Annotated in this window: 15 protein-coding genes; 14 read left to right on the top strand and 1 reads right to left on the bottom strand. The window is 74.3% G+C overall.

Translation table 11 applies throughout. The annotated features are described in order from the left end of the window. Nucleotides 1-106 precede the first annotated feature (106 nt). From arc to prcA, 7 genes are all read left to right on the top strand, one after another. Complete coding sequence (gene arc / locus LN037_RS10080; protein ID WP_230752076.1) at nt 107-1,894, top strand: proteasome ATPase; 1,788 nt, start codon at nt 107-109, stop codon at nt 1,892-1,894. 120 nt (nt 1,895-2,014) lie between these two features. Then, nucleotides 2,015-3,184, top strand: coding sequence for an esterase/lipase family protein (locus LN037_RS10075; RefSeq protein ID WP_230751806.1), 1,170 nt, complete (start codon nt 2,015-2,017; stop codon nt 3,182-3,184). Further along, nucleotides 3,181-4,395, top strand: coding sequence for a multidrug effflux MFS transporter (locus LN037_RS10070; protein WP_230751805.1), 1,215 nt, complete (start codon nt 3,181-3,183; stop codon nt 4,393-4,395). Before LN037_RS10075 ends, LN037_RS10070 begins: the two co-directional genes overlap by 4 nt. Nucleotides 4,396-4,405: 10 nt before the next feature. Further along, entirely contained in the window at nt 4,406-5,932 is a 1,527-nt protein-coding gene (dop, locus tag LN037_RS10065) for a depupylase/deamidase Dop (RefSeq protein ID WP_230751804.1), read from the top strand. Between the two features lie 75 nt (nt 5,933-6,007). After that, nucleotides 6,008-6,202, top strand: a complete 195-nt coding sequence (locus LN037_RS10060) for a ubiquitin-like protein Pup (protein WP_179793369.1) — start codon at nt 6,008-6,010, stop codon at nt 6,200-6,202. Between the two features lie 148 nt (nt 6,203-6,350). Beyond that, nucleotides 6,351-7,202 (top strand): proteasome subunit beta, encoded by an 852-nt coding sequence (gene prcB / locus LN037_RS10055; RefSeq protein WP_230751803.1) that lies wholly within the window; start codon nt 6,351-6,353, stop codon nt 7,200-7,202. A 79-nt stretch (nt 7,203-7,281) separates the two neighbouring features. Further along, a complete protein-coding gene (gene prcA / locus LN037_RS10050) occupies nt 7,282-8,082 on the top strand; it encodes a proteasome subunit alpha (protein ID WP_230751802.1) in 801 nt (266 codons plus the stop codon). A gap of 85 nt (nt 8,083-8,167) precedes the next feature. Here the strand turns inward: prcA and LN037_RS10045 are convergent, their stop codons facing one another. Beyond that, nucleotides 8,168-9,643 (bottom strand): bifunctional phosphatase PAP2/diacylglycerol kinase family protein, encoded by a 1,476-nt coding sequence (locus LN037_RS10045; RefSeq protein WP_230751801.1) that lies wholly within the window; start codon nt 9,641-9,643, stop codon nt 8,168-8,170. A 170-nt stretch (nt 9,644-9,813) separates the two neighbouring features. Between LN037_RS10045 and pafA the strand changes: the two genes are divergently transcribed. The 7 genes from pafA (at nt 9,814) to LN037_RS10010 (ending at nt 18,545) form a co-directional block, all read left to right on the top strand. Next, entirely contained in the window at nt 9,814-11,172 is a 1,359-nt protein-coding gene (gene pafA, locus LN037_RS10040) for a Pup--protein ligase (RefSeq protein WP_230751800.1), read from the top strand. A gap of 98 nt (nt 11,173-11,270) precedes the next feature. Continuing rightward, entirely contained in the window at nt 11,271-13,025 is a 1,755-nt protein-coding gene (locus LN037_RS10035; RefSeq protein WP_230751799.1) for a serine/threonine-protein kinase, read from the top strand. 83 nt (nt 13,026-13,108) lie between these two features. Beyond that, complete coding sequence (locus LN037_RS10030) at nt 13,109-14,089, top strand: helix-turn-helix transcriptional regulator (protein ID WP_230751798.1); 981 nt, start codon at nt 13,109-13,111, stop codon at nt 14,087-14,089. Continuing rightward, nucleotides 14,086-15,066, top strand: a complete 981-nt coding sequence (locus LN037_RS10025) for a helix-turn-helix transcriptional regulator (protein ID WP_230751797.1) — start codon at nt 14,086-14,088, stop codon at nt 15,064-15,066. The genes LN037_RS10030 and LN037_RS10025 overlap by 4 nt, the downstream gene beginning before the upstream one ends. 46 nt (nt 15,067-15,112) lie before the next feature. Next, nucleotides 15,113-15,367 carry a hypothetical protein gene (locus tag LN037_RS10020; RefSeq protein WP_230751796.1) on the top strand — a complete coding sequence of 85 codons (255 nt, stop codon included), beginning with the start codon at nt 15,113-15,115 and terminating at the stop codon, nt 15,365-15,367. Beyond that, nucleotides 15,364-15,630, top strand: coding sequence for a Sec-independent protein translocase subunit TatA (gene tatA, locus LN037_RS10015; protein WP_308286133.1), 267 nt, complete (start codon nt 15,364-15,366; stop codon nt 15,628-15,630). The genes LN037_RS10020 and tatA overlap by 4 nt, the downstream gene beginning before the upstream one ends. 47 nt (nt 15,631-15,677) lie before the next feature. Next, nucleotides 15,678-18,545, top strand: a complete 2,868-nt coding sequence (locus LN037_RS10010; RefSeq protein WP_230751795.1) for a DEAD/DEAH box helicase — start codon at nt 15,678-15,680, stop codon at nt 18,543-18,545. Nucleotides 18,546-18,548: the final 3 nt, after the last annotated feature.

Raw genomic sequence — 18,548 nt, 5'->3', positions numbered from 1 at the left:
GCACGACGACGACGCGAGAAGTCCGTCACCGGCTCGCTACTCCACGGACACCAGGTTTCACGGGTACGGTGACGCCACGGAGTAGCGGGAGGAGGGCGCCGTGAGCATGAACGACGACCCCAGGGGCCGATCCGACCAGGGCCGCGACCGAGGCGCGGCGGACATGGCGGCACAGGTGCGATTCCTCGAAGAAGAGGTCGCCCTGCTGCGTCGGAAGTTGACCGAGTCCCCACGCCACACCCGGATCCTCGAGCAGCGGCTCGCGGACTCGGCGGCGCGGGTGTCCCAACTGACCGAGCGCAACGACAAGCTCACCGACACCCTCAAGGAGGCGCGGGCCCAGCTCGTCGCGCTCCGCGAGGAGGTGGACCGTCTCGCGCAACCGCCGTCGAGCTACGGCGTGTTCCTGACCCTCCACGAGGATCAGACGGTCGACGTCTTCACGTCGGGTCGGAGGATGCGCGTCGCCGTGTCCCCCGCCGTCGAGGCCGCCGAGCTCACGCGCGGCCAGTCGGTCCGGCTCAACGAGGCCCTCACCGTCGTCGAGGGCGGCGACTACGAGCGGATCGGCGAGGTCTGCTCGCTGCGCGAGGTGCTCACCGACGAGGACGGGTCGCGCACGCGCGCCCTGATCATCGGGCACGCCGACGAGGAGCGGGTGATCCACCTCGCCGACTCGCTGTTCGGCCCGGACGCCCCGGAGCTCAAGCCGGGCGACTCGCTGATGGTCGACACCAAGGTGGGCTACGCCTACGAGAAGGTGCCGAAGGCCGAGGTCGAGGAGCTCGTGCTCGAGGAGGTCCCCGACGTCGCCTACACCGACATCGGCGGGCTCTCGCGGCAGATCGACTCCATCCGCGACGCGGTGGAGCTGCCGTTCCTGCACGCGGACCTGTTCCGCGAGTACCAGCTCCGCCCGCCGAAGGGCGTCCTGCTCTACGGCCCGCCCGGCTGCGGCAAGACGCTCATCGCGAAGGCGGTGGCGAACTCGCTGGCGAAGAAGGTCGCCGAGCAGCGCGGTGAGGACAGCCGCGACATCAAGGCGCACTTCCTCAACATCAAGGGCCCCGAGCTGCTCAACAAGTTCGTCGGCGAGACCGAGCGGCACATCCGGATGATCTTCCAGCGGGCGCGCGAGAAGGCGTCCGAGGGCACCCCGGTGATCGTGTTCTTCGACGAGATGGACTCGATCTTCCGCACCCGCGGGTCGGGTGTCAGCTCCGACGTGGAGACGACGATCGTCCCGCAGCTGCTCAGCGAGATCGACGGCGTCGAGGGCCTCGAGAACGTCATCGTGATCGGTGCGTCGAACCGCGAGGACATGATCGACCCCGCGATCCTGCGCCCGGGCCGGCTCGACGTGAAGATCAAGATCGAGCGTCCCGACGCGGAGGCCGCGATCGACATCTTCGGCAAGTACCTCATCGAGGGGCTGCCGGTCCACGAGGACGACGTCGCGGAGTTCGGCGGCAACCGGCAGGCCTGCCTCGACGGCATGATCGAGCGGGTCGTCGAGCGGATGTACGCCGAGACCGACGACAACCGGTTCCTCGAGGTCACCTACGCCAACGGGGACAAGGAGGTCCTGTACTTCAAGGACTTCAACTCCGGCGCGGTGATCGAGAACATCGTCGGGCGCGCCAAGAAGTCCGCGATCAAGTCGCACCTGGAGACCAAGCAGTCCGGTCTGCGGGTGCAACACCTGCTCGACGCCGTGGTGGACGAGTTCGCCGAGTCCGAGGACCTGCCGAACACGACCAACCCGGACGACTGGGCCCGCATCTCCGGCAAGAAGGGCGAGCGGATCGTCTACATCCGCACGCTCGTCACCGGCAAGGGCTCGACGCAGGGCAAGGAGATCGACACCGCCTCCAACACGGGTCAGTACCTGTAGTACCGGGTACCGTCGCACCCATGACGGACGAGCAGCACCGGCCGCTTCCCGCTCCTCGCAACGAGGTCCGGGGGCGCGGGCGGTGTCGCGTCCGAGGCCGTCGACATCATCTCGCGCCCCGTGGAGGGCACCCATCGCGCGGTGTCGGACACGGTGTTCGCCGCGCTCCGCAAGGTCGGCCTCGGCCCCGCCTCGAAGCCGGTGCAGCTGCTCCACGACGGCATCTCCGCCGGCGTCTACTCCGCCGTGCGCGGGATCGGGCACGCGGCGGGTCGGGGCGTCGGCCTCGCCGCCGAGTTCTACCGCGAGGCCTCCGGGCGGGCCGAGTGGACGCCGATCACCTCCCGACCGGCGGGCGCGGTCCTCACCGGGGCGATCAACGGCCTCGTCGGCGACCACATGGTGGCCCTCGACAACGACCTCGCGGTCCCGATGGCCCTGTTCACCTCCACCATCGGTGACGCGGAGGACCCGCACGCCCAGCTGCGCCTCGACGACATCGCCGCCGCGGTCGCCGACCACCCCGAGCGCGACCTCTCCCACGTGGTGCTCTTCGTCCACGGCCTCGGCGAGACCGAGCACGCCTGGCGCCTCGCCGACGAGGACTCCGCGGGGGAGGGCTACGCCGAGCGGATCGCCTCGAGCGTGGGCGCCGTCCCGCTGCTGCTGCGCTACAACACCGGCATGCGCATCGCCCACAACGGCGCGGCGCTCTCCGTGCTGCTCGGCGAGGTGTTCGACGCCTGGCCCGAGCCGATCCGCCGCCTCGACCTCGTCGGCCACTCGATGGGCGGCCTCGTGCTGCGCCACGCCTGCCACGCCGCCGTCCTCGCCGGCGAACCGTGGGTCCACGCGGTGCGCCGCATGGTCTACCTCGGCTCGCCGCACGAGGGCGCCCCGCTGGCCCACCGGGTCGACCAGCTCGCCACCCAGCTCTCGCGTCGGGCCCGCTCGCGCACGTGGGGCGAGTTCCTCGACCGGCGCTCGGCCGGCATCCGCGACCTCGTCGCCGGCGTCTCCGACACCGACGTGCCGCTGCTGGCCTCCTCGACCCACCACGGCGTCGCCGCGTGCCTCACGTCGAGCGCCCACCACCCGCTCGCGAACATCCTCGGCGACCTGCTCGTCCCGGTGGACTCCGCCCGCGGTGCGATCGCCGACGTCGAGACGCTCCCGTCGTCGCACCACTTCCACCTGCTCAACGACCCGCGGATCCACGAGCACCTGCTCCGGTGGCTGAGCGTTCCCGACGCCGGGTCCTCCCCGGCCGCCGTCGACGACCGGCGGTGAGCGGGGCCGTCCGTCCCCGGGGAGGGAACGCCGCCCGCACCGTCGTCCTCGGTGCGCTCACCGCCGCGGCGCCGCTCTCGATCGACACCTACCTCCCCGCCCTGCCGGCGATCGCGGTGGAGCTCGACGCCTCGGCCTCGCTCGTCGCGCTGACCCTCACCGCCTGCGTCGTCGGGCTCGCCGTGGGCCAGCTCGTCGCCGGGCCGCTCTCCGACGTCCTCGGCCGTCGGCGCCCGATGATCGTCGGGGCGGTCGGCTTCGTGGTCCTCTCGGCGGCCTGTGCCGCCGCACCCGACGTCGGGACCCTCGTGGCGCTGCGGCTGGCGCAGGGCCTCGCCGGCGCCGTCGGGATCGTGCTGGCCCGGGCCGTCGTCCGGGACCTGTACGAGGGGCCGCGGGCCGCACGGGCCTTCGCCGCGCTGATGCTGGTCTCGGGGGTCGCGCCGATCGTCGCGCCCGTGCTGGGCGGGCAGCTGCTGCGGGTCACGTCGTGGCGCGGGGTGTTCGTGGTGCTGGCCGTGCTCGGGCTGGTCGTGCTGATCGGTGTCCTGCTGGCGGTGCCCGAGACGCTGCCGCCCGACCGGCGCCGCTCGGGCGGGTGGCGGACCACGAGGCACGCGTTCGGCGTCCTGCTCGCCGACGGACGCGTGCTCGCCTGCGTGTCCGCGGCGGGCTTCGGGTTCGCCGCGATGTTCGCCTACATCTCCGGGTCGACCTTCGTGCTGCAGGGCCTCTACGGGCTCTCGCCCCAGGAGTTCAGCGGCGTGTTCGCGGTCAACTCCGTCGGCATCGTCAGCGCCGTGCAGCTCTCCGGGCGGCTGATCGGCGCCGAGCGGGTCGAGGCCCGACGCATGGTGCCGCTGGGCCTGGCGATCGCGTTCCTCGGCTCGGCGACCGTCCTGGCGGGCGCGCTCGGCCTGGGGGTGTGGGGCGTCGTCGTCGGGCTGTTCGTGACCGTCTGCGGGGTCGGCACCGCCCTGCCCGCCGCCACCACGCTGAGCCTCGCCGACCACCCGGAGCACGCCGGCAGCGCCTCGGCCCTGCTGGGGACCGCCCAGTTCCTCGTGGGCGGGTTCTCGGCGCCGCTGGTCGGGATCGGCGGCGGGACCACCGCGCTGCCGATGGGCCTGACGATGACGGGCGCGACCCTGATCGCGCTCGTGGCCTTCACCGTGCTGTGGCGCAGGGCGGCGGGCGCGGGCGCCAACTAGGGTCGGGGGCATGACCGCGCGCCGCATCATGGGCACCGAGATCGAGTACGGCATCTCCGTGCCGGGCGACCCGACGGCGAACCCCGTCATCACCTCCACCCAGGTCGTGCTCGCCTACGCGGCGGCCGCCGAGGTGCCCCGCGCGCGCCGCGCCCGCTGGGACTACGAGGTGGAGTCCCCGCTGCGCGACGCCCGCGGGTTCGACCTCGGCCCGAGCGCCGGCCCGCCGCCGGACACCGGCGACCTCGACGACCTCGGCGCCGCGAACGTCATCCTCACCAACGGCGCGCGGCTCTACGTCGACCACGCCCACCCCGAGTTCTCCGCCCCCGAGGTCACCACCCCGCGCGGCGCGGTGATCTGGGACAAGGCGGGGGAGCGGGTGATGGAGGACGCCGCCGAGCGGGCCGCCGTCGTCCCCGGCACCGGTCGCATCCAGCTCTACAAGAACAACATCGACGGCAAGGGCGCCTCGTACGGGTCGCACGAGAACTACCTGTGCAACCGGCAGACGCCGTTCCCCAGCATCATCTCCGGGCTCACCCCGTTCTTCGTCACCCGCCAGGTGATGACGGGGGCGGGCCGCGTCGGGCTCGGGGCCTCGGGCGACGAGGTGGGCTACCAGCTCTCGCAGCGCGCGGACTACATCGAGGTCGAGGTCGGGCTGGAGACGACGCTCAAGCGCGGCATCATCAACACCCGCGACGAGCCGCACGCCGACGCCGACAAGTACCGGCGGCTGCACGTGATCATCGGCGACGCGAACCTCTCCGAGTACTCGACGTTCCTCAAGGTCGGGACGACGGCCCTGGTGCTGTCGATGATCGAGGACGGCGTCCGCTTCGACGACCTGCGCCTGCTCGAGCCGGTCCGCTCGGTGCACCGGATCAGCCACGACCCGACGCTGCAGGTCGAGGTCGACCTGGCCAACGGGCGGCGGATGACCGCCCTGCAGATCCAGCGCGAGTACTACGAGCGCGCCTGCAAGCACGAGCAGGAGACCCAGGGCAGGGACGGCGGAGAGATCGACGAGGTCACCCGCGAGACCCTCGAGATCTGGGGCCAGGTCCTCGACGACCTCGAGGCCGACCCGATGCGCTGCGCGGACCGGCTGGACTGGGTGGCCAAGCTCAAGCTGCTGCAGAGCTACCAGGAGCGCGACAACCTGCCCTGGGACTCCCCGAAGCTGCACCTGATCGACCTGCAGTACTCCGACGTGCGGCAGGCCAAGGGCCTCTACAACCGTCTGGTCACCCGCGGGTCGATCAAGCGCCTCGTCACCGAGGAGGAGGTGCGCGCCGCCGTCACCCGGCCCCCGGAGGACACCCGCGCGTACTTCCGCGGCCGGTGCCTGGAGCGCTACCCGAGCGAGGTCGCGGCCGCGTCGTGGGACTCGGTGATCTTCGACCTGGGCCGGGAGTCCCTGGTGCGGATCCCCACGCTGGAGCCGCTGCGGGGCACCCGCGGCCACGTCGGGGAGCTCATCGACAACGCCGAGAACGCCACGGCGCTCGTCGAGGCCCTGACGCGGGGATGATGTTGATGACGTCGGGAGCGGGCTCGGCCAGGTAGGGTTCGGGGACGCAACACCCTTCGGCACCGGGAGGCAGCCATGGCGCAGGAACAGACCCAGCGGCAGGGCGGTGGCGACGACGGCGACGGCGGCGAGGACACCACCGCCGCCGGCCAGGAGCGCCGCGAGAAGCTCGGCGAGGAGACCGACAGCATCCTCGACGAGATCGACGACGTCCTCGAGGAGAACGCCGAGGACTTCGTGCGCGCGTACGTGCAGAAGGGCGGCGAGTAGTCATCCGGTCCGTCGGGTTCGCCACGCGCGAACCCCGGCGGACCACCGTGCGGGAGCGGCGGGCCGGGACTAGCGTTCCGGCCCGCCGCGTGCGTCTGTAGAAGCGACACCACCAGCAGAGGAGCGACGACCGCCGATGGACCCCAGGATGAGCTTCGGGGCGAGTGCAGCGACGGGACGAGGGCAGGGGCTCGCGCCCGCGTACTTCGACTCCGGCACGTCCTCGTTCATCGACTTCCTCTCGACCGTCCGGCCGGACCTGCTGCCCACGGCGCGCGGGGTGACGCCGGAGGTCGCGGGCGGGGTGCCGCACGGCACCACGATCGTCGCCGCGGTCTACGACGGCGGCGTCGTCATCGCGGGCGACCGCCGGGCGACGATGGGCAACCTCATCTCCCAGCGCGACATGCAGAAGGTCTACATCACCGACGACTACTCGGCCGCCGGCATCGCGGGCACCGCCGGGCTGGCGGTGGAGGCCATCCGCCTGTTCGCGGTGGACCTCGAGCACTACGAGAAGCTCGAGGGCGTCGGCCTGACCTTCGACGGCAAGTCGAACCGGCTCGCCTCGATGATCCGCGGCAACCTCGGCGCCGCCATGCAGGGGCTGTCCTACGTCCCGCTCTTCGCGGGCTACGACCTCGACGCCGTCGACCCGGCCCGCGCCGGGCGGATCGTGTCCTACGACGTGGTCGGCGGGCGCTACGAGGAGCACGGCGGCTACGCGGCCGTCGGCTCGGGCTCGCTGTTCGCGCGGTCGTCGCTGAAGAAGCTCCACGACGTCACCGCCGACCGCGACACCACGGTCCGCAACACCGTCGAGGCGCTCTACGACGCGGCCGACGACGACTCGGCGACCGGTGGCCCCGACACCGTCCGCAACATCTTCCCGATCGTCGTGGCGATCGACGCGTCGGGCGCGGTCCAGCTGCCCGCCGACGAGGTCCAGGCGACCGCGGAGGCCGTCATCGCCGGCCGCCGCGAGCGCGCGACCGGCTGACACCCCGGCGCACCGCCCGCACCGCCCCGCCCGACCCCCACCCGGACCGCCCGAGCACCGAAGAGGGAGCCTCCCCGCCATGACGATGCCGTTCTACGCGTCGGTCGACCAGCTGATGCGCGACCGCTCGGAGCTCGCCCGCAAGGGCATCTCCCGCGGTCGCAGCGTGGTGGTGCTGAGCTGCGCGGACGGGGTCCTGTTCGTCGCGGAGAACCGGTCGAAGTCGCTGCGCAAGATCTCCGAGATCTACGACCAGCTCGGGTTCGCCGCGGTCGGCCGCTACAACGAGTTCGAGAACCTCCGCCGCGCCGGCGTCCGCTGGGCCGACGTGCAGGGCTACTCCTACGACCGGCGCGACGTCTCCGGCCGCGCCCTGGCCAACGCGTACTCCAACATCCTCGGTGCGAGCTTCATCGAGCAGCAGAAGCCGTTCGAGGTCGAGCTGTGCGTCGCGGCGCTGGGGGAGACCGCCGAGTCCGACCAGCTCTTCCGCATCACCTACGACGGCTCGATCTCCGACGAGCCGCAGTTCGTCGTCATGGGCGGCACCACCGAGCCCATCTCGACGGCGCTGAAGTCGTCCTACGACGGCACGCTCGACACGCAGGGCGCCCTGCGCACGGCCGTCGAGGCCCTCCTGGCGCAGAACGGGTCGTCCTCCTCGTCGTCGTCCTCGTCGGACGAGCGCACGCTCGGGGTCGACTCGCTCGAGGTCGCCCTGCTCGACCGCGCGCGCCGCCCCCGCCGCTCGTTCCGCCGCATCACCGGCGCCGCCCTGTCCGCGCTCCTGCCCGCCGCCGAGGCGGCCGCGTCGGACGACGCCGCCGGCGACACCGGTGCGGGCGACGAGGTGTCGGGCGCCGGCGGCGCGGACGCCTGAGCGCTCCTCCCGTCCCGGACGAACGGGCCGTCCGTCACACCTCGATCGTGACGGACGGCCCGTTCGCGCGTCCGGGGGTGGGGCCTCACCACACGGTGGCGCGCTCCGGCCAGCGGGTCTCGTCGCGGCGGTAGACCGGCACCGGGTGGTCGGCGACCGAGAAGACCAGCCGCTCGCCCGCGACCATCACCTCGCCGTCGGTGGCCACCTCGAGCGGGCCGTCGAGCAACTCCACGTCCAGCTCGCGGGCGGTGTGCTCGACGTATGTCCGGATGTGGCCGAGGGTGCCGAGCAGCAGCCCCACGATCGCGCGGGCGCGGGAGAAGCGGCGGTCGGCGCGCAGGTAGCGGACCTCGAGCAGGCCGGTGTCCAGGCGCGGACGGTAGGCCGGGGTCATCCCGGCCGGGGCGTACGGCCCGTTGCCGACGAACAGCATCCACACCGAGGTCTCGCGGCCGTCGATGCGGCAGCGGACGGGGCGGGCGGTCCAGAGCACCGCGACGAGGGCGGCCGACGCGGCCGGCCACTTGCCCCAGCGCCTCTCCCACTTCTCCCGCAGCCGCACCATGTCCGGGTAGCCGCCGAACGACGCGGTGTTGACGAAGACGATCCGCTCGCCGCCCTCGGGGCCCGTGGACGACGCGTAGACGCGCAGCTCGCCGACGTCGACCGCGACCGCCTCGCCGGCGCCCGTGGCGTCGACGACCTCCTGCAGGTCGTACACCCCGACGTCGCGGCCGAAGTGGTTGAGCGTGCCCGCGGGCATCACCGCGAGCGGCAGGTCGAGGTCCTCGGCGATCCGCGCGGCCGCCGCGACCGACCCGTCGCCGCCCGCGATCCCCAGCGCCACCGTGCCGGAGGTCGCCGCGGCCTCCTGCAGCCGACCCAGCAGGTCGTCGCCGCGCTCGAGCCGCACGATCGTCGCCTTCGGCAGCGCGGCCGCGATCTCCTCGGCGGGGTCGACCCCCGGGCGCCCGGAGCCCATGTTCACCACCATCGACAGGCCCTCGCCCTCCTCGAGGGCGGGTGCGTCGAGCCAGGGCCGGGCGATGGCCTCGTCGGTCGGGCGGCGCGGCAGCCAGCGCTGGGTGAGCAGGGCCGCGCCGGCCCCGACCGCCGAGCCCACGGCGACGTCGCTGGTCCAGTGCACCCCGACGTGGACCCGCGAGTAGGCGACGGTGGCCGCCAGCGGCGCCAGGACGGCGGCCGCGCGCGGGCTCTCCAGCCCGACCCCGAGGGCGAACGCGAACGCCGACGCCGAGTGCCCGGAGGGGAACGACGACGAGGTCGGGCGGTCGGGCAGGGCCCGGTAGGGCGGCAGCAGGTCCGCGGCCGGGCGCCGGCGGGGCACCAGCGGCTTCAGCACGGCGTTCGAGGCGAAGCTCGCGAGGCCGATCCCGAACACCCCGCGCAGGGCGCCGCGCCGGGTCCGCCGCGTCCCGAGGCCGGCGAGCAGCGAGGCGGCGGCGAACCAGAGCCCGGAGTGGTTGGCCGACTGCGTGAGCGTGAGCAGGGCGGCGTCCAGCCGCGACGGCGGCAGGTCGCCGATCGACTCCGTCACCCGCCGGTCCAGCGCGCCGACCGGCCGCAGCGATCGGCGGCTCTGCCGCAGACCCGTTCGGACCACTGCCTTCGCGCGGCGTGCGCGCCGCCGGGGAAGCATGGGGCCCGACCCTACGGGCAGGTGTCGAAGGGCGCCGCGAGCGCCCTCGGGGGCTTAGGCTGGAGTCCATGCAGCGGCGGATCTACGGCATCGAGACCGAGTTCGGGGTGACCTGCACCTTCCACGGTCAGCGTCGGCTGTCCCCCGACGAGGTCGCTCGTTACCTGTTCCGGCGGGTGGTGTCGTGGGGGCGTTCGTCGAACGTCTTCCTGCGCAACGGCTCGCGGCTCTACCTCGACGTCGGGTCGCACCCGGAGTACGCCACGGCGGAGTGCGACTCGCTCGAGCAGCTCGTCGCCCACGACAAGGCGGGGGAGCGGATCCTCGAGGACCTGCTGCTCGACGCCGAGCGCCGCCTCGCCGACGAGGGCATCGGCGGCGACATCTTCCTGTTCAAGAACAACACCGACTCGGCGGGCAACTCCTACGGCTGCCACGAGAACTACCTCGTGGGCCGCTCCGGCGAGTTCTCCCGCATCGCCGACGTCCTGCTGCCGTTCCTCGTGACCCGCCAGCTCATCGCGGGCGCGGGCAAGGTGCTGCAGACCCCCCGCGGCGCGGTCTTCTGCCTCTCCCAGCGCGCCGAGCACATCTGGGAGGGCGTGTCGTCGGCCACCACCCGCAGCCGGCCGATCATCAACACCCGCGACGAGCCGCACGCCGACGCCGAGCGCTACCGCCGCCTGCACGTCATCGTCGGCGACTCGAACATGAGCGAGGTCACCACCCTGCTCAAGGTGGGCACCACCCACCTGGTGCTCGAGATGATCGAGCAGGGCGTCCAGTTCCGGGACTTCACGCTCGACAACCCGATCCGCGCGATCCGCGAGATCAGCCACGACCTCACCGGTCGTCGCCCCGTCCGCCTCGCGGGCGGGCGCGAGGCGGGTGCCCTGGACATCCAGCGCGAGTACCACCAGCGCGCCGTCGAGCACGTCGCGCGGCGGGGGAGCGACCCCGTCACCGACCGGGTCCTCGAGCTGTGGGGCCGCACCCTCGACGCCGTCGAGCGCCAGGACCTCTCGCTGATCGACCGCGAGATCGACTGGGCCATCAAGCACAAGCTGGTGGAGCGCTACCGCAAGCGCAGCGACCTCGGGCTGTCCAGCCCCCGCATCGCGCAGCTCGACCTCGCCTACCACGACATCCGGCGCGGGCGCGGGGTGTTCGACCTGCTGCAGCGCAAGGACCTCGTCGACCGGGTCACCGACGACGGCGAGATCGAGGCCGCGAAGGACACCCCGCCGCAGACCACCCGGGCCAAGCTCCGCGGGGACTTCATCGCCGCCGCGCAGAACGCCGGCCGTGATTTCACCGTGGACTGGGTGCATCTCAAACTGAACGACCAGGCCCAGCGAACCGTCCTGTGCAAGGACCCGTTCCGCGCGGTGGACGAACGGGTGGACCGGCTGATCGCGACGCTGTGACCGTGTAACAGCGCTCACGCCTCGCGTCGGCCGGTCCGTGGCAACCCCCACGACCGCACCGTGACCGATCGAGCGAGGACGAGGACGGCACACAGCCGATGGAGCACCAGGACCGGACGTCCCGGGTGACGCCCGCGGACCAGCCGAGCACGATGCACGACGCCGCCCCGGTGACCCCGGATCCCGACGTCGAGGGCACCGTGCTGGCCGGGCGCTACCGGGTGGAGGAGTGCCTCGGCGCCGGGGCCATGGGCGTGGTCTGGTCGGCGTGGGACCGGCGGCTGCGCCGGACGGTGGCGGTCAAGCAGCTCACGCCGCCGCGCGACGGCGACGAGACCGAGATCCGGGCCGCCCGCGCCCGGGCCATGCGCGAGGGCCGGATCGCGGCCCGCGTGGTGCACTCCCGCGCGATCGCGGTGTTCGACGTGGTGATGCACGGCTCGATGCCGTGGATCGTCATGGAGTACCTGCCGTCGCGGTCGCTCGCGGCGGTGCTCGCCGAGCGCGGCCCGCTGCCGCCCGCCGAGGTCGCGCGCATCGGCGCGCAGATCGCCGACGCGCTCTCGGCGGTGCACGAGGCCGGGATCGTCCACGGCGACGTGAAGCCCGGCAACGTGCTCATCACCGACGACGGCGTCGCCAAGCTCACCGACTTCGGCGTCTCCCGGGCGTCCTGGGACACCACGGCGACCGGCGGCGGGCTCGTCGCGGGCACCCCGGGCTACTTCGCGCCCGAGGTCGCGCGCGGCGGCGACCCGACGCCCGCCTCCGACGTGTTCTCCCTGGGCGCCACCCTCTACGCCGCGGTCGAGAACGAGCTGGTCTGCGGCCGGCTCGACAACACGCTCGCGGTGCTGCACGCCATGGCCGAGGGACGGCTGCGGCCGGCGGCGCGGGCCGGGGTGCTCGGGCGCCCGCTGTCGGCGATGCTCCGGCTCGACGCCCGGCACCGGCCCGACACGGCCCTGCTGCGCTCCGCCCTCGAGGCCCGCGCGGCCCTGGGCGAGGCCGAGGCGGCCCTCCCGGCGCCCGCGGCCGTGCCCGCACCGGGCCCGACCCCGGCCGAGCCCGGGGACCCCTCCACCGCCGACGTGGCAGGGCGGCGTCCCGGCGCGGGCGGCCCGCCGACCTCGCCCGACGGCTCCGGAGCCGGTGCGCCCGGCACGCCCGACGACGGGACCGCGGACGCGTCCGGGCGCGACTGGTTCCCGCTGGCCCCGCCCACCGGGGCACATACGCCGACCGCGCCGACCCGCCCCCGCCCGCGGCGCCGGCGTCGGGTGCTCGCGGTGGCCGCGGCCTCCGCGGTCGTGCTCGCCGCGGGGGTGGGCGCGGCCCTGGCCGCCGCGGACCATCCCCGCACGCCGGGGCCGCAGGCCACCGTCGCCGCGCCGGCCCCCGTGCCCACCACCGAGGACGCCCCGGTGGCGCCGAGCACCGAGACCGTGCCGCCGGTGGCCGGTGCCCCGCTGTCTCCCGGCAGCCCGAGCGCCGACACGGTGCCCGCGGGCGGGGACCGGGACGCCCCCGTCACCGAGGACGACACCCGCCGCACGGTCACCGCCTACTACGCGAGCCTGCCCGGGAACATCCCCGGCGCGTGGGCGCTGCTCTCCGGCGACGCCCGGCAGGCCTCCGGGGGCTACGGCGGCTACGAGCGCTTCTGGGGCGGGATCACCTCGGTCAGCGCGGACGACGTGCAGGTCGACGGCACGTCCGCGCGCGCGGTGCTCGAGTTCGTGACGTCGAGCGGCCGCACCACGCGCGAGACCTACAGCTTCCAGGTCGACCGCAACGACCAGGGCGCCCTCGAGATCCGGTCGGCCTCCCGGGGCGCCGCCGACTCGGCCTGATCCCCGCCCGTCCCGGCGACCCGGACGCGCCGGGATCCGGGATGTCGAACACAAGATCGAGCGGCGGACGTACCCTCTCAGGCGTGCCCGCCGCCCCGACCGCTCGCGCCGAGCGTCTCGTGAACCTGGTGCTGGCCCTGCTCTCGACCCGGCAGTTCCTCACCGCCGAGCGCATCCGCACCACGGTCGCGGGCTACGAGGAGGCCGCGACCGACGAGGCGTTCTACCGCATGCTCGAGCGGGACAAGGCCGAACTGCGCGAGCTCGGCATCCCGCTGGAGACCGGCAAGCAGTCGATCTTCGACACGGTCGACGGCTACCGGATCGCCCGCGGCGACTACGAGCTCGCCGCCATCGACCTCGCGCCCGACGAGGCGACCGCCGTGGCCCTCGCGGCCCGGCTCTGGGACTCGCCCCAGCTCGCCGGGGCGGCCCGCACCGCGGTGACGAAGCTGCGCGCCGCGGGCGTCGAGGTCGACCCGACGGCGGCCTCCGAGGTGCAGCCACGGGTGCGGACCACGGAGCCCGCGTTCGCCCCGCTGCTCGCCGCCGCCCGGGCCGGGCGCGCGGTGCGGTTCGCCCACCGTGGCCACCCCGCCGCCCCGGCCCGGGACCGCACGGTCGAGCCGTGGGGCGTCGTGTCCTACCGCGGCCGCTGGTACCTCGTCGGGCACGACCGGGACCGCGACGACGTCCGCTGCTTCCGCATCTCGCGCATCGAGGGCGAGGTGACCCCGGTCGGTCCGCGTGGCGCGGTGACCCGGCCCGAGGGCATCGACCTGGTCGACCTGGTCGCCCGCTCGGCCGGACCACCCCCGCCGTCGGGCACGGCGCGGGTGCGGCTCGCCCCCGGGCGCGCGGCCGGCCTGCGGCGCGCCGGGCGACCCGACCCGCAGGGCGACCCCGACGTCGTCGAGCTGGACCTCGCGCGCCTCGAGTCGCTGGCCCGCTGGATCGCGGGACACGGCCCGGACGCGGTGGTGCTGGAGCCGCCGGAGCTGCGCGACGCCGTCGTCGCGACGCTGCGGGCGAGCGCGGACGCCCTCACCGAGGTGCCCTCGTGAGCGCCGAGGGCGTCGCCGAGCGCCTGCCGCGCCTGCTCACGCTGGTGCCGTGGCTGCTCGCCCGGCCCGGGGTACCGGTCGCGGAGGCGGCCGCCGAGTTCGGCATCACCGAGGCCCAGCTGCGCCGCGACCTCGAGCTGCTCTGGATGTGCGGGCTGCCCGGCTACGGACCGGGGGACCTGGTCGACCTGTCCTTCGAGGGCGACACCGTGACGGTGGTCTACGACGCCGGGCTCTCCCGCCCGCTGCGGCTCTCCGGGCCCGAGGCGGCCACCCTCGCGGTCGCGCTGCGCGCGCTCGCCGACGCGCCCGGGGTCGTCGACACGGACGCCGTGCAGCGGGCCCTCGCGAAGATCGAGCAGGCCTCGGGCCGGAGCGACGACCCCTCGGCCGGGACCGTCGCCGTCGGGATGGGGCGCACGCCGGGCAACGCCCGCGCCGAGGCGACCGTGCGCGACGCCGTCGCCCGGCACCGCGCGCTGCGCCTGACCTACTACTCGGCCTCGCGCGACGCGGTCGGGCGCCGCGACGTCGACCCGATGCGGCTGATGATGGTCGACGGGTCGACCTACCTCGAGGCGTGGTGCCGGCGGGCCGAGGGCGTGCGCATGTTCCGGCTCGACCGGGTGGACGACGCCGAGATCCTCGACGAGCCCGCCCGGCCGCCCGCGGACGCCGAGCCGCGCGAGGTCCCGGCCGACGCCACCGGGTTGCTGGCCCCCGACGCAGGCCGCCAGCTCGCCGCGCTGCGCCTCGCTCCGGAGGCCCGCTGGGTGGCGGAGTACTACCCGATGGAGGACGTCGTCGCCGACGAGGACGGCTCCGCCCGGGTCCGCATGCGCTACGGCGACCGCGCGTGGATGGTGCGGCTCCTGCTGGGCCTCGGCGAGACCGTCGAGGTGCTCTGGCCGCCCGAGCTCGCCGCCGAGCGCGCGGACCGGGCGCGCGAGGCGCTGGCGGCGTACGGCGTCGGCTAGGGCGAGCGCAGCGACGGGGAGGGCGCGGTCAGGCTAGGGTCCGGCCGTGGTCGGTCCCATCGTGTGGAGCATCGTCGCCGTCGTCGTGGCCCTCGTGGTCCTCGCCCTGCTGGTCGGGGGCCTGCTGCGCACGCTGCGGCGCACCACGACCGTCTCGTCCGCGTTCGGTGCGCTGGTCGCCGACCGCCTCGGTCTGCTGCGCGCCCGGACGGCCGCGGTGCGCGTCCGGATGGAGCAGCGGCGAGCGCCGGATTCGTCCCCGGTACAGTCGGACGGGAGGACGGAAGGAGCTCTCCCGTGAGCGAATGGATCATCGTCGCCATCGTCGGCGTCGTGCTGCTCTTCAGCGCCAAGAAGCTCCCCGACATGGCCCGCGGCCTCGGGCAGTCGATGCGCATCTTCAAGGCCGAGACCCGGGGCATGAAGGAGGACGACGAGCGCGCCAAGGGCTCCGGCGCCTCCGAGACCCCCGCCCCGAAGCCGGTCGAGGCCTCCCGCGTCGACGCACCCGCCGTCGAGAAGCCGCGTGAGACGGTTCCCGACGAGGCCCGCCGGGCCGACTGAGTCGGCTTCCGCAGCGCGCCCCCACCGATGTGTGACACGGTGGGGGGGTGGCCCGCTCTCCCGCCGAGGCCTACGCCGCAGCGCGCACCCGCGCGGCGCACCCCGAGCTCGGCACCTTCGTCACGTCCCTGAGCTTCGAGCTCGACGACTTCCAGCGGCGCGCCTGCCTCGCGCTGGAGGAGGGACACGGTGTGCTCGTCTGCGCACCCACCGGCGCCGGGAAGACCGTCGTCGGTGAGTTCGCCGTCCATCTCGCGCTCGCGCGAGGTCAGAAGTGCTTCTACACGACGCCGATCAAGGCGTTGTCGAACCAGAAGTACGCCGACCTCGCCGCCCGGCACGGCGCGGACGCCGTCGGTCTGCTGACCGGCGACACCGCCGTCAACGGGTCCGCCCCCGTCGTCGTGATGACGACCGAGGTGCTGCGCAACATGCTCTACGCCGACTCCCCGGCCCTCGACGGTCTCGCCTACGTGGTGATGGACGAGGTGCACTACCTCGCCGACCGCTTCCGCGGCGCCGTGTGGGAGGAGGTCATCCTCCACCTGCCCGACCACGTGCAGCTCGCGTCGCTGTCCGCGACGGTGTCCAACGCCGAGGAGTTCGGCGACTGGCTGGTCGAGGTCCGCGGCGACACCACCGTCGTCGTCGACGAGACCCGCCCGGTGCCGCTGTGGCAGCACATGGTGGTCGGGTCGCGGATGTTCGACCTGTTCGCCGAGGAGTCCCGCGGCAACGGCGACCACCGCGTCAAGGTCGACCCGACGCTGGCCAAGGCCGTCGCCGAGGTCGACCGGGACGGCCCCGGGCACCGTCGCGGCCGGTCCGGGCCGCCACCGCGCGGCGGACGCGACGGGCGTCGTCGGGACGACCGCGGGTCCGGTCCGGGCCGCAACGGTCGCGCGGGCGGACCGGGCTACCGGCCGCCGTCGCGCGTCGACGTCATCGAACGGCTCGACGCGGCGGGGCTGCTCCCGGCCATCACGTTCATCTTCAGCCGCGCCGGCTGCGACGCCGCCGTGACCCAGTGCGTGCGGTCGGGGCTGCGGCTGACCGACCGCGACGAGGTCGACCGCATCCGCGCGATCGTCGACCGCCGCTGCGCCGCCCTGCCCGACGCCGACCTCGACGTGCTCGGCTACTGGGAGTGGCGCGAGGGGCTCGAGCGCGGGGTCGCGGCCCACCACGCGGGCATGCTCCCGGCGTTCAAGGAGACCGTCGAGGAGCTGTTCGTCCAGGGCCTGGTGCGCGCGGTGTTCGCCACGGAGACCCTGGCGCTGGGCATCAACATGCCGGCGCGCACCGTCGTGCTGGAGAAGCTCGTCAAGTACAACGGCGAGTCCCACGTCGAGCTGACCCCGGGCGAGTACACGCAGCTCACCGGGCGTGCGGGCCGGCGCGGGATCGACGTCGAGGGCCACGCGGTGGTGCTGTGGGCCCCGGGGATGGACCCGGCGCAGGTCGCCGGACTCGCGTCCACCCGCACCTATCCGCTGCGCTCGTCCTTCCGGCCGGGCTACAACATGGCCGTCAACCTCGTCGACCGGGTCGGCGTCGTCGAGGCCCGGGAGCTGCTCGAGCAGTCGTTCGCCCAGTTCCAGGCCGACCGCTCGGTGGTCCACCTGGCCAAGCGCGTCGAGCGCAACCGGGAGGCCCTCGAGGGCTACGCCGAGGCGATGGGCGGCGGCGCGGGCGCCTCCGAGGGCTCCGACGACGCCGCGGGGGCGTCCGCCGAGGCGTTCGCCGAGTACATGGACCTGCGGCGACGGCTCTCCGAGCGGGAGAAGCAGCTCGCGCGGCAGGGCCGGTCGGAGCAGAAGGCGGAGGCGACGGCCTCGCTGGAGGCGCTGGGGCGCGGCGACGTCATCGCGGTGCCGTCGGGCAAGCGCGCCGGGCTCGCCGTCGTGCTCGACCCGGGCGTGGACCGCTCCGGCCGCGGGATGCAGCCCCGACCGCTGGTGCTCACCGAGGACCGGTGGGCCGGGCGGCTCTCGGTCGCCGACTTCCCCGACCCGGTGAGCCCCCTGGGCTCGATGAAGCTGCCGAAGCGGGTGGACCACAAGGAACCGCGGGTCCGCCGCGACCTCGCCAACGCGCTGCGGGAGACCGGGATCGAGAACCCGGGGCGGTCCCGACGACGGGGCGGTGCCGGTGCCGGGTCCGAGGACCCGGAGCTCGCGTCGCTGCGCCGCGCGGTGCGCTCCCACCCGTGCCACGGGCGGGCGGACCGCGAGGACCGCGCGCGCTGGGCCGAGCGGCACGCGCGGCTGACCCGGGAGACCGAGCAGCTCGAGCAGCGGGTCCGGTCGACGACCCACTCGCTGGCCCGCACGTTCGACCGCATCCGGGGTCTGCTCGGCGAGCGGGGCTACCTGGAGGGGTCCGCGGGGGAGCAGGACCTGACGCCCGCGGGGCACCGCCTGTCCCGGCTGTGGGGCGAGTCGGACCTGCTGGTGGCCGAGTGCCTGCGCCACGGGGTGTGGGTCGGGCTGAAGCCCGCCGAGCTCGCCGCCGTGGCGTCGTCGCTGGTCTACGACTCGCGGCGCGACGACGGCGGCATCCCGCGGGTGCCCGACTCCGTCGAGGCCGCGGTCACGGCCACGGCGCAGCTGTGGACCGACCTCGTCGCCGACGAGCGCCGGCACCACCTCGACCGCACCCGGGAGCCCGACCTGGGCTTCGCGTGGCCGGTGCACCGGTGGGCACGCGGCGACGCGCTGTCGGTGGTGCTGTCCTCCGCCCGCGCGCACGGGCTGGAGCTCTCGGCGGGCGACTTCGTGCGCTGGTGCCGGCAGGTGCTCGACCTGCTCGACCAGATCCGCGCGGTGTGCGGCAGCGAGGACCCGGTGGGGCGGGCGGCCGCGGAGGCCGGGCGCGCCATCCGTCGGGGTGTGGTGGCGGTGGGGGAGGCCTGATCC

Source organism: Actinomycetospora soli (assembly GCF_021026295.1).
Classification (GTDB): Bacteria; Actinomycetota; Actinomycetes; order Mycobacteriales; family Pseudonocardiaceae; genus Actinomycetospora; species Actinomycetospora soli.
This window is presented reverse-complemented; position numbering and strand designations above follow the sequence as displayed.